Genomic DNA, 22,275 nt, shown 5'->3' with positions numbered 1-22,275 from the left:
TTAGGCGTCCACCGTTCTTTGGGACTCGACAATTTCGCGGTAGGTTTCCGAGCTCTCGAGCAGCTCCGCGTGGCTGCCGCGGGCGACGATCTCCCCGGCTTCCATGACGATGATCTGGTCGGCCTGTTCGATGGAGGCAACCCGCTGCGCGACGATGATGGTTGTCGCGTCGGCGGTGTAGGCGCGCATCGCGTCGCGTACCTTGGCGTCGGTGATGGCGTCCAGGGCGGAGAAGGAATCGTCGAAGAGGTAGATCCTCGGCCGGCTGATCAGCATGCGGGCGATGGACAGCCGCTGGCGCTGCCCGCCGGAGACGTTGGTGCCGCCCTGGGAAATGGGCATGTCCAAGTCGGTGACGAAGTGCGCCTGAGCGGTGCGCAGCGCCTCCCACATCTCGGCGTCGGTCGCATCCGGCTTGGCCATGCGCAGGTTGGACGCCACCGTGCCGGAGAACAGATAGGGCTTTTGTGGGACCATGGAGACGCGATCGACGATGTCGGCGCGCGCCATGTCGGTCACGTCGACGCCGTCGAGAAGCACGCGCCCGGACGTGGCCGCCGTCAGGCGCGGGATGAGGGAGAGCAGCGTCGACTTGCCCGCCCCGGTGGAGCCGATGATCGCCGTCGTCTGCCCCGGCACAGCTCTCAGCGATACCTCCTTGAGCACGGGTTCCTCGGCGCCGGGGTAGGTGTAGGAGACTCCCTCGAGCTCGACGACGCCCGCGCGCGACGGCGCCTTTGCGGACGCGCTAGGTTCCTCGATCGTCGGGCGGCGATCCAGCAGTTCCTCGATGCGGCGCGCGCAGATGATGGCACGCGGCAGCATCATCGCCATGAAGGTTCCCATCATCACCGCCATGAGGATCTGCATCAGGTACTGCATGAACGCGGTGAGCGATCCGACCTCGACCTGTCCGGCGTCGACGCGGTGGCCGCCGAACCACAGCACCGCGGCGGTGGCGACGTTGAGGATGAGTATGATCACGGGAAAGAGCAGCACGAAGATCCGCCCTATGTTCAGCGAAACCCGGGTGATGTCGTCGTTGGCGGCGGTGAAGCGCTGCGTCTCGTGCTCCTCGCGGCCGAAGGCGCGCACCACGCGGATGCCAGTGATCTGCTCGCGCAGCACCCCGTTGACGTTGTCGAGCTTGTCCTGCATGCTGCGAAACAGCGGCATGAGCAGGGCGATGAGCACGCCGGCGACGACGGCGAGAACGCCGACGGCCGCGACGACCAGCCAGCTCATCCCCGGGTCCTGGCGCACCGCCATGATGATGCCGCCGATGGCCATAATCGGCGCGGCGACCATGAAGTTGAGGAAGAGCAGGTAGACCATCTGCACCTGCTGCACGTCGTTGGTGCCGCGGGTGATCAGCGTCGGGGTGCCGAAGTAGCTCATATCTTCGGCGGAGAACAGGCTGACGTGCCGGAACACAGCGCGGCGCACGTCGCGTCCGACTCCCATCGCCGTGCGGGAGGCGAAATAGACGGCGACGACCGCGGCGATGACCTGGACGAGCGCGACGACGAGCATGACACCGCCCACGCGCCAGATGTAGGGGATGTCGGCGCGGGCCACGCCGTTGTCGATGATTTTGGCGTTGAGGTCGGGCAAGTACAGCGTGGCCAGGGTGGTGATTAGCTGGAGCACCACCACGGTGACGATGTAGCCCGCGTAGGGTTTCGAACTGCGGGTGAGGATTCTGACGAGGTCCATTGGGGGGATGGCCCTTCCGTGAGCGGTAGTAAGGCTCTGTCAGCCTACACACCAGGGCGGACAGGCATGTCGTCGTGCGTGCGCGCAGGCTCGGTGGATGCCGCATTCGTATTGCCAGTGCAGCCTGTCACTTGATAGTCTGAAGTTCCATGGTCACGAAATACATCATGGTTACCGGAGGCGTCGCCTCCTCCCTTGGAAAGGGCCTGACCGCGGCATCGCTCGGCCGCCTGCTCAGCTCACGTGGTCTAAAGGTGACCATGCAGAAGCTCGATCCCTACCTGAACGTGGATCCGGGCACGATGAACCCATTCCAGCACGGTGAGGTCTTTGTCACCGAGGACGGCGCGGAGACCGACCTCGACCTGGGGCACTACGAGCGCTTCTTGGACCGCAACCTCTCGGCCGGCGGCAACGTCACCACCGGAAAGGTGTATTCCTCGGTCATCGCCAAGGAGCGCCGCGGCGAGTACCTCGGCCAGACCGTGCAGGTCATCCCGCACATCACGGACGAAATCAAGTCCCGCATCATCGCGATGGGAAACCCGGACGCCAATGGTGAGAAGCCGGATGTCGTCATCACCGAGATCGGCGGCACTGTCGGCGATATCGAATCCCAGCCTTTCTTGGAGGCCGCCCGCCAGATCCGCCACGATGTCGGCCGGGAAAACGTTTTTTACCTGCACGTTTCCTTGGTTCCGTACCTCGGGCCGTCGAAGGAATTGAAGACCAAGCCCACCCAGCACTCCGTGGCGGAACTGCGTTCCATCGGCCTCGTCCCGGACTCGGTGGTGCTGCGTAGCGACCGCGAGGTGGGCGATGGCCTTAAAGACAAGATCGCGCTGATGTGCGACATCGACCGCGAAGGCGTGGTGTCCTGCCCGGACGCGCCAAGCATCTACGACATCCCCAAGGTCCTCTACGACCAGCGCCTGGATACCTTCATCATCCGCCGTTTGAATCTGCCGTTCCAGGACATCGACTGGACCGTGTGGGGTGACCTGCTCGACCGCGTGCACAACCCGGAAGGTGAGGTCAACGTCGCTCTCGTGGGCAAGTATATCGACCTGCCGGATGCCTACCTCTCCGTCGCCGAGGCCGTCCGCGCGGCCGGTTTCGCCCACCGCGTGAAGGCGAACATCCGCTGGGTCGGCTCCGACGAATGCGAAACCGAGGCCGGCCTGGCTAAGAACATGGAGGGCATCGACGCGATCATCATCCCGGGTGGTTTCGGTGGGCGCGGCATCGAGGGCAAGATCGCGACGGTTCGCTACGCAAAGCAGACCGGCACACCGCTTTTGGGGATCTGCCTGGGTATGCAGTGCATCGTGATTGAAGCCGCGCGCGCGGCGGGTGTGGAGGGTGCGTCCTCCACCGAGTTCGACGAGACCACCGCCGATCCGGTCATCGCGACGATGGAGGAGCAGCTGCGCGCAGTCTCCGGGGAGGCCGACCTAGGTGGCACCATGCGCCTCGGGTCCTACCCGGCGACACTGTTGGAGGGCTCCGTTGTCGCGGACCTCTACGGCACCACCGACGTCACCGAGCGCCACCGCCACCGCTACGAGGTCAACAATGCTTACCGCGACAAGCTCGCGGAAGCTGGGCTGGTCATTTCCGGCACCTCACCCGACGGCACGCTGGTCGAGTTCGTCGAGTACCCGAAGTCGGTCCACCCGTACCTGGTGGCAACCCAGGCCCACCCCGAGCTGAAGTCGCGCCCGACTAAGGCGCACCCGCTTTTCGACGGCCTCATCGCCGCCGCGCTGGAGCGCCAGGGCTAAGGGCTGCAGTCAGGGCACCTGCGGCACGGCGCGGGCGTGGGCGACCATCTCTTCCCACTCGACGATCTTGCGGCGCTCGCGCGGCAAAAGATCGCTGGTCTCGCCGAGGCGTCGCTCCTCGGCGTCGAGGCGGTACCAGCCGTCCCAGGTGGTGTAGGCAATGCCGCGCTCGTGCAGCAGGGCGATGATGGCGTCGGGGTCGGGGTACTTCGGGGCGTGCAGCTTGCCGGCGGCGGCGTCCTCGAAGAGCATGTCCGTGGTTTCCTTGGCGTCGGACTTGGTGTTGCCGATCAGGCCGACGGGGCCGCGCTTGATCCAGCCGGTGACGTAGAGGGAGTTCTCGATGCCCTCCTCGTTGAGGACGTGGCCGCCATCGTTGGGGATGACGTTGCGGTCGTGGTCGAAGGGCACGCCGTCGACGGGCTCGGAACGGTAGCCGATCGCGTGGTAGACGGCCTGAACGGGCCAGTCGGTGAACTTGCCGGTGCCGCGGATGCCACCTTCGCCGTCGAGTTCCTGGCGCTCAGTGCGCACGCCGACGATGGCGTCGCCTTCGGTGAGTACCTCGACGGGCTCTTCGAAGAAGTGGATGTGGATCTTGTGCGGCGCGTCATCCGGCTCGCGCATCGCGTACTGCTCGAGCACCTGGCAGTTGAGGTCGATGGACTTGTCGGCGCGGCGAAGTTCTTCGGAGAGCTGGTCGTAGTCGATGTCCTCGGGGTCGACGAGCACCTGGATGGTGTCGGAGAGGTCGAGTTCGCGCAGCTCCTTCGGGGTGAACTTCGCCTGGGCGGGGCCGCGGCGGCCGAACATGTGCACCACCTCGGCCTTGTTGCCCTTGAGAGAGTTGTAGACGTTGTCCGGGATCTCGGTGACCAGCAGCTCGTCGCCGGTCTTGGCCAGGATGCGGGAGACGTCGAGGGCGACGTTGCCGACGCCGATGACGGCGACCTCGCGCGCGGAGAGGTCCCAGTCACGCTCGAAGCGGGGGTTGCCGTCGTAGAAGCCGACGAACTCGCCAGCGCCGATGGACTTGTCTCCACCCGGGATCAGCAAGTCGCGGTCGCGAACCGCACCCGTGGAGATCACAATCGCGTCGTAGTAATCGCGCAGCTCCTCGATGGTGACGTCCTTGCCCACCTCGATGTTGCCGAGCAGCCGCAGGTGGGGCTTGTCCAGCACGTTGTGCAGGGAGGTGACGATGCCCTTGATACGCGGGTGGTCAGGCGCAACGCCGTAACGGATCAGTCCGAACGGCGCAGGCATCTGCTCGAACAGGTCGACGGAGATGTCGAGCTCTTCGTTGCGGATCAGCAGGTCGGAGGCGTAGATACCGGCGGGGCCGGCGCCGATGACGGCGACGCGCAGACTCATAGAGGGTGGGTCCTTTCGGGTTTTCAATGTTTTATATTCATCCATGGTAAACCATAGACCGCTTGGTCTGAAAATTTACCTACGATCCCCAGCATGTCAAGTTTCAACGTATAAATACATTCATCGGGCCAGGGTAATCTTTTAAATTCATCTCAAAAATCCCTGTTCAAACCCGGTTAACCCCCCTCTGCTGTTGCCATAGACAAAGTAGTCCGGCAAACTGCCGTGGCAGCGCCGAAATCTGGCTATCTAATAGACCATCCGGTCTATATTTAAGGAGTGTTATGACAGCCCCCACCGCGAAAACGCGCGCAGTCAAGGCCCGGGCCAAAAAGCCCGAAGGGCAGTGGCTTATCGACGGCACCGCGCCCCTGAACCACGACGAGGAACTCAAGCAGCTCGAGCCCGTGATGCAGGTCAAGCAGCGCGTCATCGACACCTACTCGAAGCAGGGCTTCGCCTCCATCCCGCCGGAGGACCTCGCGCCGCGCTTCAAGTGGCTGGGCATGTACACCCAGCGCAAGCAGAACCTCGGCGGAGAGTTCACCGGCCAGGACAACTCTGTGCTCCAGGACGAGTACTTCATGATGCGCATCCGCTTCGACGGCGGCCGGTGCTCCACCGAGCAGGCCCGCGCCGTCGGCGAGATCTCGCGGGACTGGGCCCGCTCCACCGTGGACTTGACCGACCGCCAGAACATCCAGTTGCACTGGGTGGCCATCGAGGACGTTCCCGCGATCTGGGAGAAGCTCGAATCTGTCGGCCTGAACACCTGGGACGCCTGCGGCGACGTGCCGCGCGTCGTGCTGGGCTCCCCGGTCGCCGGCATTGCGAAGGACGAGATCATCGACGCCACCGAGGCGATCGAGAAGATCCAGCAGATTGTCACCGACGAGGAGTTCCAGAACCTGCCGCGTAAGTTCAAGTCCGCCATCTCCGGTAACGCCCGCCAGGACGTCGTCCACGAGGTCAACGACCTCGCCTTCATCGGCGTCGAGCACCCCGAGCTCGGCCCTGGCTTCGAGTGCTACGTCGGTGGCGGCCTGTCCACCAACCCGATGCTCGCTCAGTCGCTTGGCGCGTTTGTCACCCTCGAGCAGGTGCCCGAGGTATGGGCGAACGTGGTGCGCATTTTCCGCGATTACGGCTACCGCCGCTTGCGTAACCGCGCGCGGCTGAAGTTCCTCGTCGCCGAGTGGGGTGTCGAGAAGTTCCGCGAGATCCTCGAGCGCGACTACCTCGGTTACCAGCTTCCCGACGGCCCGAAGGCGCCGAACAACCTCGTGGACCGCGACCACATCGGGGTCCACGAGCAAAAGGACGGCAACTTCTACATCGGGGTCAAGCCGACGCTCGGCCACATGTCCGGCGAGCAGCTCATCGCTGCCGCTGAGCTGGCGGAATCCTACGGGCTAACCCGCCTGAGGTTTACGCCGTTCAAGGAGATGCTCTTTTTGGACGTGCGTGAACAGGACGTCGATAAGCTACGCGGCGACCTAGAGCAGATGGGCCTGTATTCGCAGCCGAGCGAGTTCCGCCGCGGCCTGCTCTCGTGCACGGGCCTGGAGTACTGCAAGCTCGCGCACGTCACCACCAAGTCCCGCGCCATCGAGCTTGCCGACGAGCTCGAGGAACGCTTCGGTGACCTCGACTCGCCCGTGTCCATCTCGCTCAACGGCTGCCCGAACGCGTGCGCCCGCCACCACATCTCCGACATCGGGCTCAAAGGCCAGATGGTGGTCAACTCCGAGGGCGAGAAAGTCGAGGGCTTCCAGGTGCACCTCGGCGGCACCATCGGCGAGGGCGCGAACTTCGGCCGCAAACTGCGCGGGCACAAGGTGCTCTCCAGCGAGCTGACCGATTACGTCAGCCGCGTCGTGCAGAACTACGTGGATCGGCGCCACGACGGCGAGATCTTCCGCGACTGGCTACTGCGCGCCGATGAGGAGGACCTGAGGTGAGTGTGCGCCGGGCCCCGAATCCGAACCGGAATTTCCCCACGCACTGCCCCTACTGCGCGGGGGAGGATCTCTACCCCAACGAGGAGACCGATTTCGCCTGGAAGTGCGGGGAATGCCTGCGCATCTTCGAGGTGAAGTTTTTCGGCCAGGACGACCCGCACACCGCCCCCGCTCCAGCGCCGTCTACCGAGGAGGCCTTCCAGGCGTCGTTGCGCAAGCACGGTCACGCTGCGGTCTTGCGCGAAGTAGGTAACACTGGAGAGAAACGTTTGAAAGGGATTAGCAATGATTAACCTGCTCTCAGGATCCTCCGGCAACTTCGCAGACCCCGAGGTCAGCCCCGACGGCCCGCGCGAGACGACACCGCTTGCGCTCGAGGTGAGAAAGCGCAACGAGGAGCTCGTCGATAAGCACGCGCGCGAGCTTTACGACGCCCCCGCCGACGTCATCCTCGACTGGGCCCACGAGCACGCCCCGGGCCCGCTCGTGGTGACCCTGTCCATGGAAAATACCGTGCTAGCGGAGCTCGCCGAGCGCCACCTGCCGGATGCGGACTTCCTCTTCCTCGACACCGAGTACCACTTCCCGGAAACCCTCGAGGTGGCCGACGAAGTGGAGCAACGCTACCCCAACCACGAGCTGGTGCGCGCCACGGCCGTGCTCTCGCGCGAGGAGCAGGACGAGACCTACGGCCCGAACCTGTACCGCTCCCACCCGCAGGCTTGTTGCCGCATGCGCAAGGTTGAGCCCCTGGCTGTCCACATGAGCCCCTACGTGGGATGGATCACGGGCCTGCGCCGCGCCGACGGCCCGACGCGCGCGAACGCGCCGGCACTGTCGCTGGACGCCACCGGGCGGCTGAAGATTTCCCCGCTGGTGACGTGGTCGTTGGATGACACCGACGCGTTCGAGGAAAGCAACAACTTAATCATTCACCCGCTGACCAGGCAGGGGTATCCCTCCATCGGTTGCGCCACCTGCACGCTTCCTGTGGCCGAGGGCGACGACCCGCGCGCGGGGCGCTGGGCGTTTAGCGCCAAGACCGAATGCGGACTCCACGAATAAAGGCTATAGATGACTGTTGCTATGAACATGAATATTTCTGCATACGCGGGCGGCATCTCGCCCCACCTCAAGGACTTGGAAGACGAGTCCATCCATATCCTGCGCGAGGTGGCGGGGCAGTTTGACAAGATCGGGCTGCTGTTCTCCGGCGGCAAGGACTCTTGCGTGGTGCTGGAGCTGGCGCGCCGCGCGTTCGCGCCCGCGGCGATGCCGATTGAGCTGCTGCACGTTGACACGGGCCACAACTTCCCGGAGGTCATCGAGTTCCGCGACTCCATCGTCGCCGAGTACGGGGTGCGGCTGCGCGTCGCCGAGGTGCAGGACTGGATCGACCGCGGGGACCTCGTGGAGCGCCCGGACGGCACCCGCAACCCGCTGCAAACCGTGCCGCTGGTCGAAACTATCGCCGAGGTCGGCTACGACGCCGTGCTTGGCGGGGCGCGCCGCGACGAGGAGCGGGCGCGGGCGAAGGAGCGTGTCTTCTCTATCCGCGACACCTTCGGCGGCTGGGACCCGCGCCGGCAGCGCCCCGAGCTGTGGGATCTCTACAACGGCGAAAAGCTCCCGGGTGAAAACGTGCGCGTGTTCCCCATCTCCAATTGGACCGAGGCCGACGTGTGGGAATACATCGGCGCGCGCGGGATCCGCCTGCCGGAGATCTACTTCGCGCACGAGCGCGAGGTGTTCAACCGCGACGGCATGTGGCTGACGGCGGGCGAGTGGGGCGGCCCGCGCGAGGGCGAGAAGCTCGAGGTGCGCCGGGTGCGCTACCGCACGGTGGGCGACATGTCGTGCACCGGCGCGGTTGAGTCGGACGCGACGTCGATTAGCGCCGTGCTCGCGGAGATCGCCAACTCCACCTTGACGGAGCGCGGAGCCACGCGTGCCGACGACCGACTGAGCGAGTCCTCCATGGAAGACCGCAAGAAAGAGGGGTACTTCTGATGAGCGCCACTGAACTTCTCGCCCAGCGCCAGACGCTGCGCCTGTGCACCGCCGGTTCCGTCGACGACGGCAAGTCCACCTTCGTCGGCCGCTTGCTGCACGACACCAAGAGCGTGCTCGCTGACCAGCTCGCGTCGGTGGAGCGCACCTCCGCCGACCGCGGCTTCGACGGCCTCGACCTCTCCCTGCTTGTCGACGGTCTGCGTGCCGAGCGCGAGCAAGGCATCACCATCGACGTCGCCTACCGCTACTTCGCCACCGACAAGCGCACCTTCATCCTCGCCGATACCCCGGGCCACGTGCAGTACACGCGCAACACGGTCACGGGCATGTCCACCTCCCAGGTCGTGGTCTTGCTTGTCGACGCCCGAAACGGCGTGGTCGAACAAACCGTGCGCCACCTCAACGTCGCCGCCCTGCTCGGCGTGAAAACCGTGATCCTCGGCGTGAACAAGATCGACCTGGTCGACTTCTCCGAGGAGATCTACAACACCATCAAGGCTGAGTTCGAGTCCAAAGCCGCCGAGCTCGGCATCGAGGACCCGCACGTCGTGCCCATATCCGCCCTCAAAGGCGACAACGTGGTCGAGCGCTCCGCGCACATGGACTTCTACACCGGCCCGACGGTGCTGGAGCTCCTTGAATCCATCCCCGTCACCTCCGGCCGCGCGCTCGAGCTCGACTTCCGTTTCAACATCCAGTACGTGCTGCGCGAGCACGCCACTGACTACCGCGCGTACGCCGGGCGGGTCAACGCCGGCAGCGTGACTGTCGGCGACACCGTCCACGCCGGCGGGCGCAGCACCACCGTCACCCACATCGACACCGCTGACGGGGAGCAGGAAACGGCCCAGGCCGGCGACTCCGTGGCCCTGCGCCTGGCCGACGAAATCGACCTGGTGCGCGGCGAGCTGATTGCCGGGGCAAACCCGCCCGAGCATGTGCGCGAGTTCGTGGCAACCGTCGTTGGCCTGACGGAGAAGAACATCTCCGCGGGCCAGGCTGTGAAACTGCGGCTGGGCACCTCGCTTGTGAGGGCGCGTGTGGTGAGCGTTGATAAGCTGATCGACATTGATTCGGCCGATGGCGATGTCGACTACCCGGACGCCTTCGGTCTCAACGACATCGCCCACGTCACCATCCACACCGCGCAGGAGCTGCCGGTGGAGGATTACGCCGCGCGCGGTGCCGTGGGCAACTTCCTGCTCATCGACCAAGCCTCTGGCAGCACACTTGCCGCGGGTCTTGTGGGAACGCGGCTGAGGTAAGCGCGATGCAGGCACTGATCACCCTGTCACACGGCTCGAGGCACGACGTCGCCCAGCGCGGTGTCGATCGCCTCACCGCGGCAGCGGCGATCACGCTCGGTGTCGAGGCCGTCGACGCGCACCTCGAGTTCAACACCCCCGACCTCGCAGGTGCCGCCGAGGTCGCGGCGGATGCGGGCTACACAAGCGCCGTAGTCGTGCCGCTGTTGTTCACCCGCGCCTTCCACGCCACCGTCGACGTTCCGGCCGCGCTAAGTCAAGCCCGCGCCGCGACCGGCGTGCAGCTCACGTTGGCGAACGGCCTCGGCCAGGGCGCCGACATTGTCAATGTGCTCGCCCGGCGGGTGTGGCGCGATTCGCCGCCATCGGTTCCGGTGATCCTCTACCCCGTGGGTACGTCCAACCTCGAGGCGGCGGCGCGCACCACGGCCCTCGGAGCCGCGCTGGCCGAGAAACTCGACCGCGAGGTCACCGTCGTCCCGGCAACCGGTGCTGGTGACCTCATCGGCAACCCGGGCATTGAAGCCGCCGCGCGGGATCGGGAACGAATGCACCTGCTTCCGTTGTTCGTCACCGACGGACTCCTGCTCGACCGCGCAACGCGCGACCTGGGGCGCATCCAGGACGCAACAGGCGCGATCCTGACCCACTCGGCACCTCTGACCACAGATCTGTCGGACATTGTCGCTTCGCGTTACCGCGAGGCCCTAAGCGAAAGCTCGGATCCCACATGAACAACCTCACGACGCTGATTCTCATCGCGCTCGCCGGCCTCGCGGGCCAGCTTGTCGACGGTGGCCTCGGCATGGGCTTCGGCGTGACATCCACCACCATGTTGGTGATGCTCGCCGGCCTCGGTCCGGCACAGGCGTCTGCGGTAGTCCACACCGCTGAGCTGGGAACGACGTTCGTCTCCGGCATCTCTCACTGGCGCTTCGGCAACGTCGACTGGAAGGTCGTCGCCTCCATCGGCATCCCCGGCGCGGTCGGCGCCTTCGCCGGCGCGACGGTGCTGTCGAACCTCTCGACGGAAGCGGCGAAGCCGATCATGTCCCTGATACTCGCGCTGATCGGCGCGAACCTGATGCTGCGCTTCTCCCGCGGCCTGACCAGGCGCAAGCTCGACGTCAAACCGCACTCCCGCGGCTTCCTCGGGGTCCTGGGCCTCTTCGGCGGCTTCGTCGACGCCACCGGTGGTGGCGGCTGGGGCCCGGTGACCACCTCGACGCTGCTGTCCGCAGGCCGCTCGGAGCCGCGCCGGATCATCGGCACCGTCAATACCGCCGAATTCTTTGTCACCTTCGCCGCGACCTTGGGCTTCGTCATCGGCATGTGGGATGACCTCGTGGCCAACTTGGCCGCCGTGATCGCGCTGCTTATCGGCGGCGTCATCGCCGCCCCCCTGGCCGCGTGGTTGGTCACCCGCCTCAACCCGATCCTGCTCGGCGGGATCGTGGGCACGCTCATTGTGATGTTGAACCTGCCCGTCGTGCTCAAGGCGATCGGACTGGACAGCCACCTGTGGATCCCGCGCGTGCTGATCTTGGGCATCGGCCTGGTGCTGTCGTGGCGCGGTGTGGTCAAGGCGCGCCAGCACTCCAAGGCAGCCTCGGACCGCGAGCGGATCGAGGCTGCCCCGCACGCCCCCGAGAGCGTGGAAGACCACGCGAAGTCGCGCTAGGGAAGCCGACCCTGATTTTCAACGCCACTCATCTCTCCCGCGTAGAGTAACGGTTGCATAACGCACCCCAATGTATAAGCGAATATGCACGGATGACGGGAGAGATCATTGAGAGTATTTTCGCGGCGCGTCGCGGCAGTAGCCGCAGCCACGACGCTACTGGCGGCAACCATGGGTTGTACGGCGCACGCCCAGGAAGTGGCCAACGGCAGCTCGGCCCTGGTGGCGCCGCTGACGGTGAACGGGCTTGATGCCCGCGCGATGGGCGACTACGTTCCGCCGCAAGCTGAGCTCGACGCCGCGTTCGGGTGTGCGCAACCCACGGCCGACCCGGCCGCGAAGAAGACGGTGGTCCTCGTGCCCGGTGTGGGGGAGTCCGTCCACGCCGCTTTCGCGTGGAGTTACATCCCGCAGTTGCGTTCACAGGGTTACAACGTCTGCTGGGTGCAGCCCCCGCACGGCGGCCGCGGCGACCTCACGCAGAGCGCGTTGGACGTGGCCAACGACATCAAGGCGAGGCACGAGCGTTCAGGTGAGAAGGTCGCCGCTATCGGGCACAGCGCGGGCCCGCCCGCCATCATGTGGGCGTTGCGCTACGACGCCGAGGCCGCCTCGCTTGTCGACGACTTTATTTCCGTGGCCGGGGCAAACCGCGGCACGGCCCTCATCGAGCCTGTCTGCGGGTCGGTGGGCAACTGCCCCGTCATCGCGTGGAAAATGCACCCGAACTCTGATTTCGTCCAGGCGCTTCACGCACAGCCGCTTCCCGATTCGGTGGACGTCACCAGCGTCTACAGCCTGACCGATGAAGGCATTCAGCCAGCGAAGCAGGTGAGCTCGATATCCTCGGCGGCGAACATCGCCGTGCAGGATGTCTGCCCGACTCACCTGGTGGGGCACATCGGGATCTTGAGCAGTAACGCCGCCTACCAGTTGATCCTCGACGCCTTGGAGCACGAGGGGCCGGCAGATCGGACGCGCGCCGCTCAAGCGACTGAATGCAGCCAGTACTTCGCACCCGGGATTGAGCCGAGCAAGCTGACCGAGTTGTTGCCGGCGATCGGGGAGTATCTCGCCGCGCTCGGTGAGCCACGCTACGCATCGCAGCCCCCGCTGCCGAGCTACGCCCAACCTGATGTGGCAAACCCGCTGCGCCCGGACGAGCTCGCCGATGGGTCAAGTGAGCGCTTCAGCTCGGCGGGTCAGGGGATCGCTGCAGCGGTTGCGGGAAGTGCACAAAGCGCCATCGACTAAGCGCGTCAGCTCTAGCGCGAGAACTCCTTGACGATGGCGTTGTTGAACGCTGGGAGGTCCTTCGGGGTTCGGGAGGACACGAAGCCGGAATCGACGACGACCTCTTCGTCCACCCAGGTCGCGCCGGCGTTGCGCAGGTCCGTCTGCAAGGACTTAAAGGAGGTCAGAGTGACATCCTTGATCACGTCGGCGTCGGTAAGGATCCAGCCGCCGTGACAAATCACGCCGACGGGCTTGCCCGCCTCGCGCAGCTTCTTCACCAGCTCGACCGCATCCGCGTCGGTGCGGATGGTATCGGCGTTGCTGGTGCCGCCCGGGAGAATAAGTGCGTCGTAATCGTCGGCCTTTGCATCTGCGCTGGTGACGTCGACGGTAACCTTCGTGCCGTTCTTGCCCTCGATCTCACCTGGCTCGGTGGAGATGACGTGGGTCGTTGCACCCGCGGCCTCTACAGCCTCTTTCGGGGAGGTCAGCTCGGAGTCCTCGAATCGGTTCGTTGCGATGATTGCGATACGCTTGCCATTAAGATCAGCCATGACAGATATCCTTTCTTCTGGTTTCTTCTTCCCATGGTAGGCGAAAACCCGGTGTCGCGCATTGCGGGATGCTCGCCACCGGGTTTCATCGGTGCATAGATGAGTTACGCCTCCGAGTCCTTGTCTACGGGCTCTGTAGCGCGCGACCTGCCCGGGACTTGGCGGTCGTATTTCTTGGACGGTGCCTTCTTATCGGATGGAATGCGGGTCGAACCGGCTTTGGTCGCACTCTTGTCGCTTTTGCCCAAGCCGGGGCGGGCGAGGGAGCGCATGCGCTCGCGCACAGCGAGGAAGGCCTCCTTAGAGTCCAGCGTCTGGCTTTGTTGCGTCGCTATTTTGATGTCGTCGGCTGAGATGTGGCCCGCGCGCAGCGAGACCATTTCCGCCCAGTAGCCGAGGAACACAGCGGCCACCGCTGCGACCGGCACGGCGAGGAAGGCGCCGATGATTCCGAACAGTGTGCCACCAAGAGCGACGGAGAGCAGAACGACGGCAGCGTGTAGTCCCATGGCGCGCGATTGCAGGATCGGCTGCAGCACGTTGCCCTCAATCTGCTGAACTGCAATGACGAGCAGCAGAACCAAAATCGCGTTGGTGAAACCGTTGGACACTAGGGCGACAACTACTGAGAGAGCACCGGCGGTGAACGCGCCGATGATGGGGATGAAGCCCGCGAAGAAAGTGACCACCACGAGCACCGGCCACAGCGGGACGCCCAGCAGGATGAGGCCGACCCCGATAAACACGGCGTCGACGGCGGAAACGATCGCCTGGGTGCGGATAAATCCGGACAGGGTGTTCCAGGAGCGCATCAAGACCTCGGTGAGGTGCCAGCCGGCACGCACACCAGAGTACTTTCGCACGAACGGCAGGAACTGGTCGCCGTCTTTGAGGAAGAAGAATGTCAGAATCAGTGTCAGCACCAACGTGGTGCCCACGCTGGCGACTGCGCCGAGACCACTGAACACGCCTGATGCGATGTTGGAGGCCTGGCCGCGCATGAACTCGGTGAACTGAGCAACGCCTTCCTGGACCCGCTCCGCCTCGATAAATCTGAGGTTCTCCTCAGTCAGGCGGAGAAGTTCGTTGAATCCTGCTTGGGCTTGGACGATGAGGGCGCCGCCTTGATCGCGCACAATCGGCGCCATCGCGGCGATGATGCCGCCGATGATGGCGAAGGAGAGGACGAGGACGACGAGGACGGCCAACGCTGACGGCAGGCCGACACGGCGCAGTGCACGTACCGGGGGCCACAGCACTGTACTGATGATGAGCCCCAGCAGGATGGGCAGTAACCCGAACCAGACGTAACGCAGCAGGTAGAACAGAAGCGCCGTGGCTGCGACGATAATGATGAAGCGCAGTGCCCACGCTGCCGCCGCTCGGCCGTCAGCTGCGATGACGTCGCCGCGGTCAATCTCCTGGCCGGAAAGTTCCTGGGCGGCGTCGGCCGGGGTGGGGTACATTTCCGGCTCGTCGGCCGGCGTGTCTAGCGCGCCGACGAAATCGCGATCGTTCTTAACTGCCTGCGGGTCGCGACTCTTGTCGCCCGATGAGCCCTGTTGGGGTCTGTTGTTCACCTGATTGGTATCCACGGTAAGTAATCCTGCCACAAGGTGGCTCCAAACAAGCCCCGGTGAATCAGCCGGTAGCGCACGCCAGACCCGCTAGTGTAACCTCGGTCACAGTCCATAGTTTTGCTAGAAAAAGGAGGCGGGAGTGACTGTCTATCCCAACCCGGGTACCCAGGGTTCAAAGGTCAGCTTCAAAAAGCGCTACGACAATTACATCAACGGTGAGTGGGCCGCGCCCGCAATGGGGCAGTACTTCGACAACATCACCCCGGTCACCGGGGAGGTGTTCTGCCAGGTTGCACGAGGCACGGCCGCCGACGTCGACAAGGCGCTGGATGCCGCGCACGCCGCTGCCCCCGCCTTCGGCGCGACGACCCCGGCGGAGCGGGCGCGGCTGTTGAACAGGATCGCCGACCGGATGGAGGAGCACCTCGAAGAGCTCGCCGTCGCGGAAACGTGGGAGAACGGAAAGGCCGTCCGAGAGACGTTGGCGGCGGATATCCCCCTGGCCATCGACCACTTTCGCTACTTCGCGGGCGCGATCCGCGCCCAGGAGGGCAGGTTGTCGCAAATTGACGACGACATGGTCGCGTACCACTTCAATGAGCCTCTGGGCGTGGTGGGCCAAATCATCCCGTGGAACTTTCCGCTGCTGATGGCGGTGTGGAAGCTCGCGCCGGCACTCGCCGCCGGCAACGCCGTGGTGATGAAGCCGGCGGAGCAAACCCCGGCGTCGATCCTGTACCTGATGGACCTCATCGGAGACCTCATCCCGGCCGGCGTGGTCAATATCGTCAACGGCTATGGTGACGAGGCCGGCGCCGCCTTGTCCGGTTCCGACCGGATTGCCAAAATCGCGTTCACGGGCTCCACCGAAGTGGGCAAGATCATCAACAAAGCGGCCGCGGACAAGATTATTCCGGTCACGCTCGAGCTCGGTGGCAAATCCCCGTCGATCTTCTTCGCCGACGTCATGGATGCCGATGACGCGTTTCGGGCCAAAGCGGTCGAAGGTTTCGCCATGTTCGCCCTCAACCAGGGGGAGGTGTGCACCTGCCCGTCACGGGCGCTGGTGCACGAATCCATCGCCGACGAGTTTCTCGCCCTCGGGGTAGAGCGGGTCAAGCAGATCAAGACCGGCAACCCCCTGGATACGGACGTGCAAATGGGCGCTCAGGCGTCGCAGGAGCAGATGGGCAAGATCACCAGCTACCTCAAGCTCGGTCCGGAGGAGGGTGCGGAGACGCTCACCGGGGGCAACATCAACCGCATCGAGGGCCTGGAAGGAGGCTTCTATATTGAGCCGACGGTGTTCAAGGGCACCAACGACATGACCATCTTCCAGGAAGAAATCTTCGGGCCGGTGTTGTCGGTGGCTACGTTCTTCGATTTCGACGAGGCGATCCGGATTGCGAACGACACGATCTACGGCCTCGGTGCGGGTGTGTGGTCGCGCAACGGTACGGTGGCGTACCGCGCCGGGCGCGCGATCAAGGCCGGTCGCGTGTGGGTGAACCAGTACCACTCCTACCCGGCGCACGCGGCATTCGGCGGGTACAAGCAGTCTGGTATCGGCCGGGAGAACCACCTGATGATGCTGAACCACTACCAGCAGACGAAAAACCTGCTTGTTAGCTACGCGGACCAGCCGACGGGACTGTTCTAAACGCCGGGCCGTTCGGACCGCTGCGCGGCGGCAACAAAGATTTTTTCGGGCTGCGGGAACAAATCTTGTCGGCGCCCTGTTAGATAGGTTGAGCGTGATCAACTCAAGGTTCTGAGTCTGGTATGTATACTGGGGTCAGAAGTTGAGTCAAGCGCATTCAACTTAGAAACAAACTCTATCTAACAAGGAGACTTACATGTCACGTGCAGTAGGCATCGACCTCGGTACCACCAACTCCGTCGTCGCGGTACTTGAGGGCGGCGACCCCGTCGTCATCGCCAACTCCGAGGGTTCCCGCACCACCCCGTCGGTTGTCGCATTCGCGAAAAACGGCGAGGTCCTCGTCGGTCAGTCGGCCAAGAACCAGGCTGTGACCAACGTCGATCGCACCATCCGCTCCGTCAAGCGCCACATGGGCGAGGACTGGACGGTTGACATCGACGACAAGAAGTACACCCCGCAGGAGATTTCCGCCCGCACGCTGATGAAGCTCAAGCGCGACGCGGAGGCCTACCTCGGCGATGAGGTGACCGACGCCGTCATTACCGTCCCGGCGTACTTCGAGGACGCCCAGCGCCAGGCCACGAAAGAAGCCGGCCAGATCGCGGGCCTCAACGTCCTGCGTATCGTCAACGAGCCCACCGCCGCAGCGCTGGCATACGGCCTGGAAAAGGCCGACAAGGAACAGACCATCCTCGTCTTCGACCTCGGCGGCGGCACCTTCGACGTGTCCCTGCTCGAAATCGGCGACGGTGTGGTCGAGGTGCTCGCCACCGCCGGTGACAACGAGCTCGGCGGCGATGACTGGGACCAGCGCATCGTTGACTGGCTCGTCGATAAGTTCAAGGCCCAAAATGGCATTGACCTGACCAAGGACAAGATGGCCCTGCAGCGCCTGCGTGAAGCGGCCGAGAAGGCAAAGATCGAGCTGTCCTCCCAGCAGCAGTCCTCCATCAACCTGCCGTACATCACCGTTGACGCTGAGAAGAACCCGCTGTTCCTCGACGAGACGCTGACGCGCACCGAGTTCCAGAAGATCACCTCTGACCTGCTCGATCGGACGAAGGCCCCGTTCCACCAGGTGATCAAGGACGCCGGCATGTCCGTCGGCGACATTGACCAGGTGGTCCTCGTCGGCGGCTCGACCCGTATGCCCGCCGTCGCTGACCTGGTTAAGGAGCTCTCCGGCAAGGACGCCAACAAGGGTGTTAACCCGGACGAGGTCGTCGCTGTCGGCGCTGCCCTGCAGGCCGGCGTCCTGCGCGGCGACGTCAAGGACGTGCTGCTTCTCGACGTCACCCCGCTCTCGCTCGGCATCGAGACCAAGGGCGGCGTGATGACCAAGCTCATCGAGCGCAACACCACGATCCCGACGAAGCGCTCGGAGACCTTCACCACCGCTGAGGACAACCAGCCGTCGGTGCAGATCCAGGTCTTCCAGGGCGAGCGTGAAATCGCCTCCGCGAACACGCTGCTCGGCTCGTTCGAGCTCGGCGGGATCGCGCCCGCACCGCGCGGCGTGCCGCAGATTGAGGTCACCTTCGATATCGACGCCAACGGCATCGTCTCTGTTTCCGCGAAGGACAAGGGAACCGGCAAGGAAAACACCATCACCATCCAGGACGGTTCCAAGCTGTCCCAGGAGGACATCGACCGCATGATCAAGGACGCCGAGGCTCACGCTGACGAGGACCGCAAGCGCCGCGAGGAGCAGGAGACCCGCAACAACGCGGAGACCATGGCGTACCAGACCCGCAAGTTCATGGATGAAAACACCGACAAGCTGCCGGAGGACCTCAAGACGCGTGTGAGCGCCGCAGCCGACGAGGTTGACGAGGCCCTCAAGGGCGACGACCTCGAGGCAATCAAGTCCGCGGTGGAGAAGCTCACCACCGAGTCCCAGGAACTGGGCAAGGCTCTCTACGAGGCCGAGGCCAACTCCGGCGCCACCCAGGCTGACGTCCCGGCCGACGACAACGTCGTCGATGCAGAGGTCGTCGAGGACGACGCCGAGGAGACCGGCACCACCGGCGACTCCGACAACAAGTAAAGGACGTAACTGATGACGAACCCGACCAACTCTCAGATGCCGGATGACCCCGGCGCTCCAGAGAACACGGACGAGCAGTACGTCTCCCCCGACCAGGCTGAGACCCTGGCGGACGAGGCGGCTGAGTCCGCGGCGCTCGATGCGGACGAGGACCCCCTCGGGGACATCACCGATGCCGAGATCGAGGACGATCTGGCGAGCGAGGTCAACCCGGATGCCGACGGTGACGGAGTGATCTCGGAAACCGAGCTCAAGCTCGCGGAGCGCACCGAAGACTTGCAGCGGGTGAGCGCCGAGTACGCGAACTACCGGCGCCGCACCGAGCGCGAGCGTGGCCAGATCGCCGAGCAGGCGAAAGCGCGCGTGCTCTCCGACATGCTGCCGCTTCTCGACGACCTCGACCTCGCCGAGCAGCACGGCGACCTCAATGAAGGTCCGCTGAAAGTGTTCGCGGACAAGTTCCGCTCCGCGCTCGGCAGCCACAAGGTCGTCGCCTTCGGCGAGGAGGGCGAGGACTTCGACCCGGAAATCCACGAGGCGGTACAGGACCTCTCCGAGGGCGACACGAAGGTTCTCGGGACCGTGCTGCGCAGGGGATACCGCGTCGGCGACCGGCTCGTGCGCAACGCCATGGTCATCATCACCGACCCGGCCGACCCAGCTGGCGGCACTGGAGCTTAACCCCTCCACTTAAAGGGTTGAGATGGCCGGGGACTGAGGACACGCCAACGCGGGGCCTCATCCCCGGCCTTAATCACGATTAGATTCAACGAAAACTACTTAGCCCCAACACACACAAACTGATCACGTGAAAGGAGGCTGTGACATGGCGATGCAGCAGGACTGGGTGAACAAGGACTACTACGGCGACCTCGGCGTCTCATCGACGGCGAGCGCCGCTGACATTAAAAAGGCGTACCGCAAGCTCGCGCGCGAGAACCACCCTGACAGCAACCTCGGTAACAAGTCAGCGGAGGAAAAATTCAAGCGCGTAGCCGAGGCGTACGACGTCATCGGCGACGAGGCGAAGCGCAAAGAGTACGACGAGTTGAAATCTATGGTGAACTCCGGCGGCTTCGGCCGCTTCGGAGGGGCAGGAGGCTCGGGCTTCCCGGGCGGGTTTCGCTCCACGTCGACGCAAGACTTCGACCTCGGCGACATCTTCGGATCAGCCGCATCTCGTGGACAAGCTGGAGACAGCGGCCTTGGTGATATCTTCGGTGGCTTCTTTAACCGCGGCGGCGCTGCTGGCAGGAATGCTCGGCCGACGCGGGGGGCCGACGTCGAAACGGAAATAACCCTCGACTTCCGCGAGGCGGCGAAGGGCACCACCATCCCGGTGGAGCTCACCGGCGACGCGCCCTGCACCACCTGCCACGGCTCCGGTTCGAAGTCGGGCACGACAACGACGTGTTCGCAGTGCTCGGGCTCCGGTTACCTCCGCGAGAACAGCGGAGCATTCGGCATGGCGCGGCCCTGCCCGCACTGCGGCGGTACGGGCGAGATCATCGAGGACCCGTGCACCACATGCGCGGGCACGGGAACCGTGCGCCGCACCAGGTCCATTACGGTACGCATCCCGCCGGGGGTTATCGACGGCCAAAAGGTGCGCCTCGCCGGCCAGGGCGAGGCGGGCCCGAACGGCACGCCGGCGGGAGACCTGTTCGTCTCCGTCAACGTGCGCCCGGATCCCGTGTTCACGCGCACCGGCGACGACCTTGAGGTCACCGTGCCGGTAAGTTTCAGCGAGCTCGCGCTCGGCGGAACCGTCACCGTACCGACGCTCGACAACCCGGTGAAGGTCAAGGTGCCGGGCAACACTCCGAACGGCCGGACGCTGAGGGTCAAGGGCCGCGGGGTGCCCAAGAAGTCGGGCACCGCGGGGGATTTGCTGGTGACCGTGGAAGTGGCGGTCCCGTCCACTCTGGATGCGGCCGCAACCTCCGCCCTGCGCGCCTACGCGCAAGCCGAGAAGGATTCCGGCTTCGACCCGCGCGCCGGGTGGGCCGGGCTGAAGTAAGCGGAAGGGGGGTGTCAATCTACGGTGGCTTACCACAACAATGACCAGGAGTATTACGTCATCTCGGTCGCCGCGGAGCTGACCGGGATGCACGCGCAAACGCTGCGCACCTACGACCGGATGGGGTTGGTGACGCCGATGCGCACCAGCGGTGGTGGCCGGCGCTACTCGCGCCGCGACATCACCCTGCTGCGCCGCATCCAGTACTTGTCGCAGGAAAAAGGCGTGAACCTCGCGGGTATCAAGACAATCATCGAGCTCACCAGCCAGATCGAGCAGCTGCAGGAGGAAAACGACGAGCTGCGCAAGCGCGCCGAGTTTGCTTCTCGACGCGGCGGGGAACTCGTTCACGTGCCGCGCTCAACCGCGATCGTGGCGTGGGATCCGTCGATGCGCCGCCGCCGGCGTTAAGGGCATAAAAAAACTGCACCGGGATGATCCCGGTGCAGTTTTTTGTGTTAGTGCTTAGCGGTTTGCAGGGCGAACAACCTGCTTCTCGTCGCGGTTGAGCACGGAGCGAGCACCAGCGGCACCAGCGAAAGCGGAGATCAGTGCGCCGATGATCAGGCCGGCGAAGGTCCACCAGGAGCCAGCGGCAACCTCGGGGGCAACTTCCTGAACGGTCTGCTGAGCCTGCTGTGCAGCCTCCTGTGCGGTCTGCTGAGCCTGCTGTGCAGCGTTCTGAGCCTCCTGCGGGTCGACAGCATCCTGAGCTGCCTGAGCGTCCTGGGAGTTAACGCTCACGGCGTTGCCAGCGGACTGAGCAACGGTGCCGAGTGCGGAACCGAGGCCGCCGACGACGGAAGCACCGAGCCAGCCGGTGAGAACCAGAGCGGCGATAAGGGAGGTGGCCCATGCGGCGAAGCCGTGGAAGAAGCCAGCGCGCACGCCGAGTGCACCGGCGACGTAGCCAGCTGCAGCGAAGGCGATGGCCAGGGAGATCACGGTGAAGACGCCGGTTGCTGCAGCGGAGGAGCCCTGCAGACCCATTGCTGCGGCGCCGACGCCGAGCAGGATCATGAGGCCGAGGAAGGTCACCACGCCAGCGAAGATCGCGCCCCAGGACACGTTGCCGTTGGAGACGCCGGTGGCGTCGGTGCCGATCCAGGCCTCCTGGCCGGTGGTGTCGTTATCAGCTGCGGTGGTCTCGGTCTCGTATGCGTGAGACTCGGAGCCAGCCGGTGCCTGGCCGGTAGCGCGGCGAGTGGTGGTCTGGCGCACGCGTGCGACGCGACCGGTCTCGTTCGGGTTCTGCGGTGTAGTCATGTTGAAAACAACCTTTCATTACAATTGTGAACAAATGCGTCCTTTAATTAAGTTACAGGCAAACCACAGGCGCATGTGTTCCGATTGGATAACAAAACATTCATATTGTGATTAC

At 64.5% G+C, this 22,275-nt stretch carries 19 protein-coding genes; 14 read left to right on the top strand and 5 right to left on the bottom strand.

Annotation, left to right across the window (positions count from 1 at the left end):
* Positions 1-1,716 carry an ABC transporter ATP-binding protein gene (locus RIU96_RS01040; protein WP_311205041.1) on the bottom strand — a complete coding sequence of 572 codons (1,716 nt, stop codon included), beginning with the start codon at positions 1,714-1,716 and terminating at the stop codon, positions 1-3.
* A 149-nt stretch (positions 1,717-1,865) separates the two neighbouring features.
* On the opposite strand from RIU96_RS01040, the gene RIU96_RS01035 reads away from it, so the two are divergent.
* Complete coding sequence (locus RIU96_RS01035) at positions 1,866-3,500, top strand: CTP synthase (protein ID WP_311205040.1); 1,635 nt, start codon at positions 1,866-1,868, stop codon at positions 3,498-3,500.
* Positions 3,501-3,509: 9 nt separating this feature from the next.
* On the opposite strand, the gene RIU96_RS01030 is transcribed toward RIU96_RS01035, so the two are convergent.
* Positions 3,510-4,874, bottom strand: coding sequence for an FAD-dependent oxidoreductase (locus tag RIU96_RS01030; protein ID WP_311205039.1), 1,365 nt, complete (start codon positions 4,872-4,874; stop codon positions 3,510-3,512).
* A gap of 284 nt (positions 4,875-5,158) precedes the next feature.
* Between RIU96_RS01030 and RIU96_RS01025 the strand changes: the two genes are divergently transcribed.
* The 8 genes from RIU96_RS01025 (at position 5,159) to RIU96_RS00990 (ending at position 13,048) form a co-directional block, all read left to right on the top strand.
* Entirely contained in the window at positions 5,159-6,835 is a 1,677-nt protein-coding gene (locus tag RIU96_RS01025) for a nitrite/sulfite reductase (RefSeq protein ID WP_311205038.1), read from the top strand.
* Complete coding sequence (locus RIU96_RS01020) at positions 6,832-7,128, top strand: hypothetical protein (RefSeq protein ID WP_006840487.1); 297 nt, start codon at positions 6,832-6,834, stop codon at positions 7,126-7,128. Before RIU96_RS01025 ends, RIU96_RS01020 begins: the two co-directional genes overlap by 4 nt.
* Positions 7,121-7,900, top strand: coding sequence for a phosphoadenylyl-sulfate reductase (locus RIU96_RS01015; protein WP_144823240.1), 780 nt, complete (start codon positions 7,121-7,123; stop codon positions 7,898-7,900). The genes RIU96_RS01020 and RIU96_RS01015 overlap by 8 nt, the downstream gene beginning before the upstream one ends.
* Positions 7,901-7,909: 9 nt before the next feature.
* Complete coding sequence (gene cysD / locus RIU96_RS01010) at positions 7,910-8,845, top strand: sulfate adenylyltransferase subunit CysD (RefSeq protein ID WP_259897892.1); 936 nt, start codon at positions 7,910-7,912, stop codon at positions 8,843-8,845.
* Positions 8,845-10,113, top strand: coding sequence for a sulfate adenylyltransferase subunit CysN (locus RIU96_RS01005; protein WP_144773526.1), 1,269 nt, complete (start codon positions 8,845-8,847; stop codon positions 10,111-10,113). The genes cysD and RIU96_RS01005 overlap by 1 nt, the downstream gene beginning before the upstream one ends.
* Before the next feature lie 5 nt (positions 10,114-10,118).
* Positions 10,119-10,847 carry a sirohydrochlorin chelatase gene (locus RIU96_RS01000; RefSeq protein ID WP_144773527.1) on the top strand — a complete coding sequence of 243 codons (729 nt, stop codon included), beginning with the start codon at positions 10,119-10,121 and terminating at the stop codon, positions 10,845-10,847.
* Positions 10,844-11,794 (top strand): sulfite exporter TauE/SafE family protein, encoded by a 951-nt coding sequence (locus RIU96_RS00995; protein WP_144773529.1) that lies wholly within the window; start codon positions 10,844-10,846, stop codon positions 11,792-11,794. Before RIU96_RS01000 ends, RIU96_RS00995 begins: the two co-directional genes overlap by 4 nt.
* A 108-nt stretch (positions 11,795-11,902) precedes the next feature.
* A complete protein-coding gene (locus RIU96_RS00990; protein ID WP_259787653.1) occupies positions 11,903-13,048 on the top strand; it encodes an esterase/lipase family protein in 1,146 nt (381 codons plus the stop codon).
* A gap of 11 nt (positions 13,049-13,059) precedes the next feature.
* Here RIU96_RS00990 and RIU96_RS00985 read toward each other — a convergent pair whose 3' ends face one another.
* Together RIU96_RS00985 and RIU96_RS00980 are read right to left on the bottom strand one after the other, a co-directional pair.
* On the bottom strand, positions 13,060-13,584 hold the full coding sequence (locus tag RIU96_RS00985) for a type 1 glutamine amidotransferase domain-containing protein (RefSeq protein WP_144823242.1): 525 nt from the start codon (positions 13,582-13,584) through the stop codon (positions 13,060-13,062).
* A gap of 104 nt (positions 13,585-13,688) precedes the next feature.
* Positions 13,689-15,050, bottom strand: a complete 1,362-nt coding sequence (locus tag RIU96_RS00980; protein WP_259787717.1) for an AI-2E family transporter — start codon at positions 15,048-15,050, stop codon at positions 13,689-13,691.
* 253 nt (positions 15,051-15,303) lie between these two features.
* Here RIU96_RS00980 and RIU96_RS00975 point away from each other — a divergent pair, with 253 nt between their 5' ends.
* The 5 genes from RIU96_RS00975 to RIU96_RS00955 all read left to right on the top strand — a co-directional run bounded on the left by RIU96_RS00975 (position 15,304) and on the right by RIU96_RS00955 (position 21,305).
* Positions 15,304-16,824, top strand: a complete 1,521-nt coding sequence (locus RIU96_RS00975) for an acetaldehyde dehydrogenase ExaC (RefSeq protein ID WP_144823245.1) — start codon at positions 15,304-15,306, stop codon at positions 16,822-16,824.
* Positions 16,825-17,020: 196 nt separating this feature from the next.
* Positions 17,021-18,874 (top strand): molecular chaperone DnaK, encoded by a 1,854-nt coding sequence (gene dnaK, locus RIU96_RS00970; RefSeq protein ID WP_006840498.1) that lies wholly within the window; start codon positions 17,021-17,023, stop codon positions 18,872-18,874.
* Positions 18,875-18,886: 12 nt separating this feature from the next.
* Complete coding sequence (gene grpE / locus RIU96_RS00965; RefSeq protein WP_144823248.1) at positions 18,887-19,555, top strand: nucleotide exchange factor GrpE; 669 nt, start codon at positions 18,887-18,889, stop codon at positions 19,553-19,555.
* Positions 19,556-19,700: 145 nt separating this feature from the next.
* Positions 19,701-20,894 carry a molecular chaperone DnaJ gene (dnaJ, locus tag RIU96_RS00960; protein ID WP_311205037.1) on the top strand — a complete coding sequence of 398 codons (1,194 nt, stop codon included), beginning with the start codon at positions 19,701-19,703 and terminating at the stop codon, positions 20,892-20,894.
* Positions 20,895-20,918: 24 nt separating this feature from the next.
* Positions 20,919-21,305, top strand: coding sequence for a heat shock protein transcriptional repressor HspR (locus RIU96_RS00955; RefSeq protein WP_144317776.1), 387 nt, complete (start codon positions 20,919-20,921; stop codon positions 21,303-21,305).
* Between the two features lie 54 nt (positions 21,306-21,359).
* On the opposite strand, the gene RIU96_RS00950 is transcribed toward RIU96_RS00955, so the two are convergent.
* Positions 21,360-22,160 (bottom strand): hypothetical protein, encoded by an 801-nt coding sequence (locus tag RIU96_RS00950; protein WP_144823250.1) that lies wholly within the window; start codon positions 22,158-22,160, stop codon positions 21,360-21,362.
* Positions 22,161-22,275 lie beyond the last annotated feature (115 nt).

Source organism: Corynebacterium sp. Z-1 (assembly GCF_031844665.1).
GTDB lineage: Bacteria > Actinomycetota > Actinomycetes > Mycobacteriales > Mycobacteriaceae > Corynebacterium > Corynebacterium sanguinis.
This window is presented reverse-complemented; position numbering and strand designations above follow the sequence as displayed.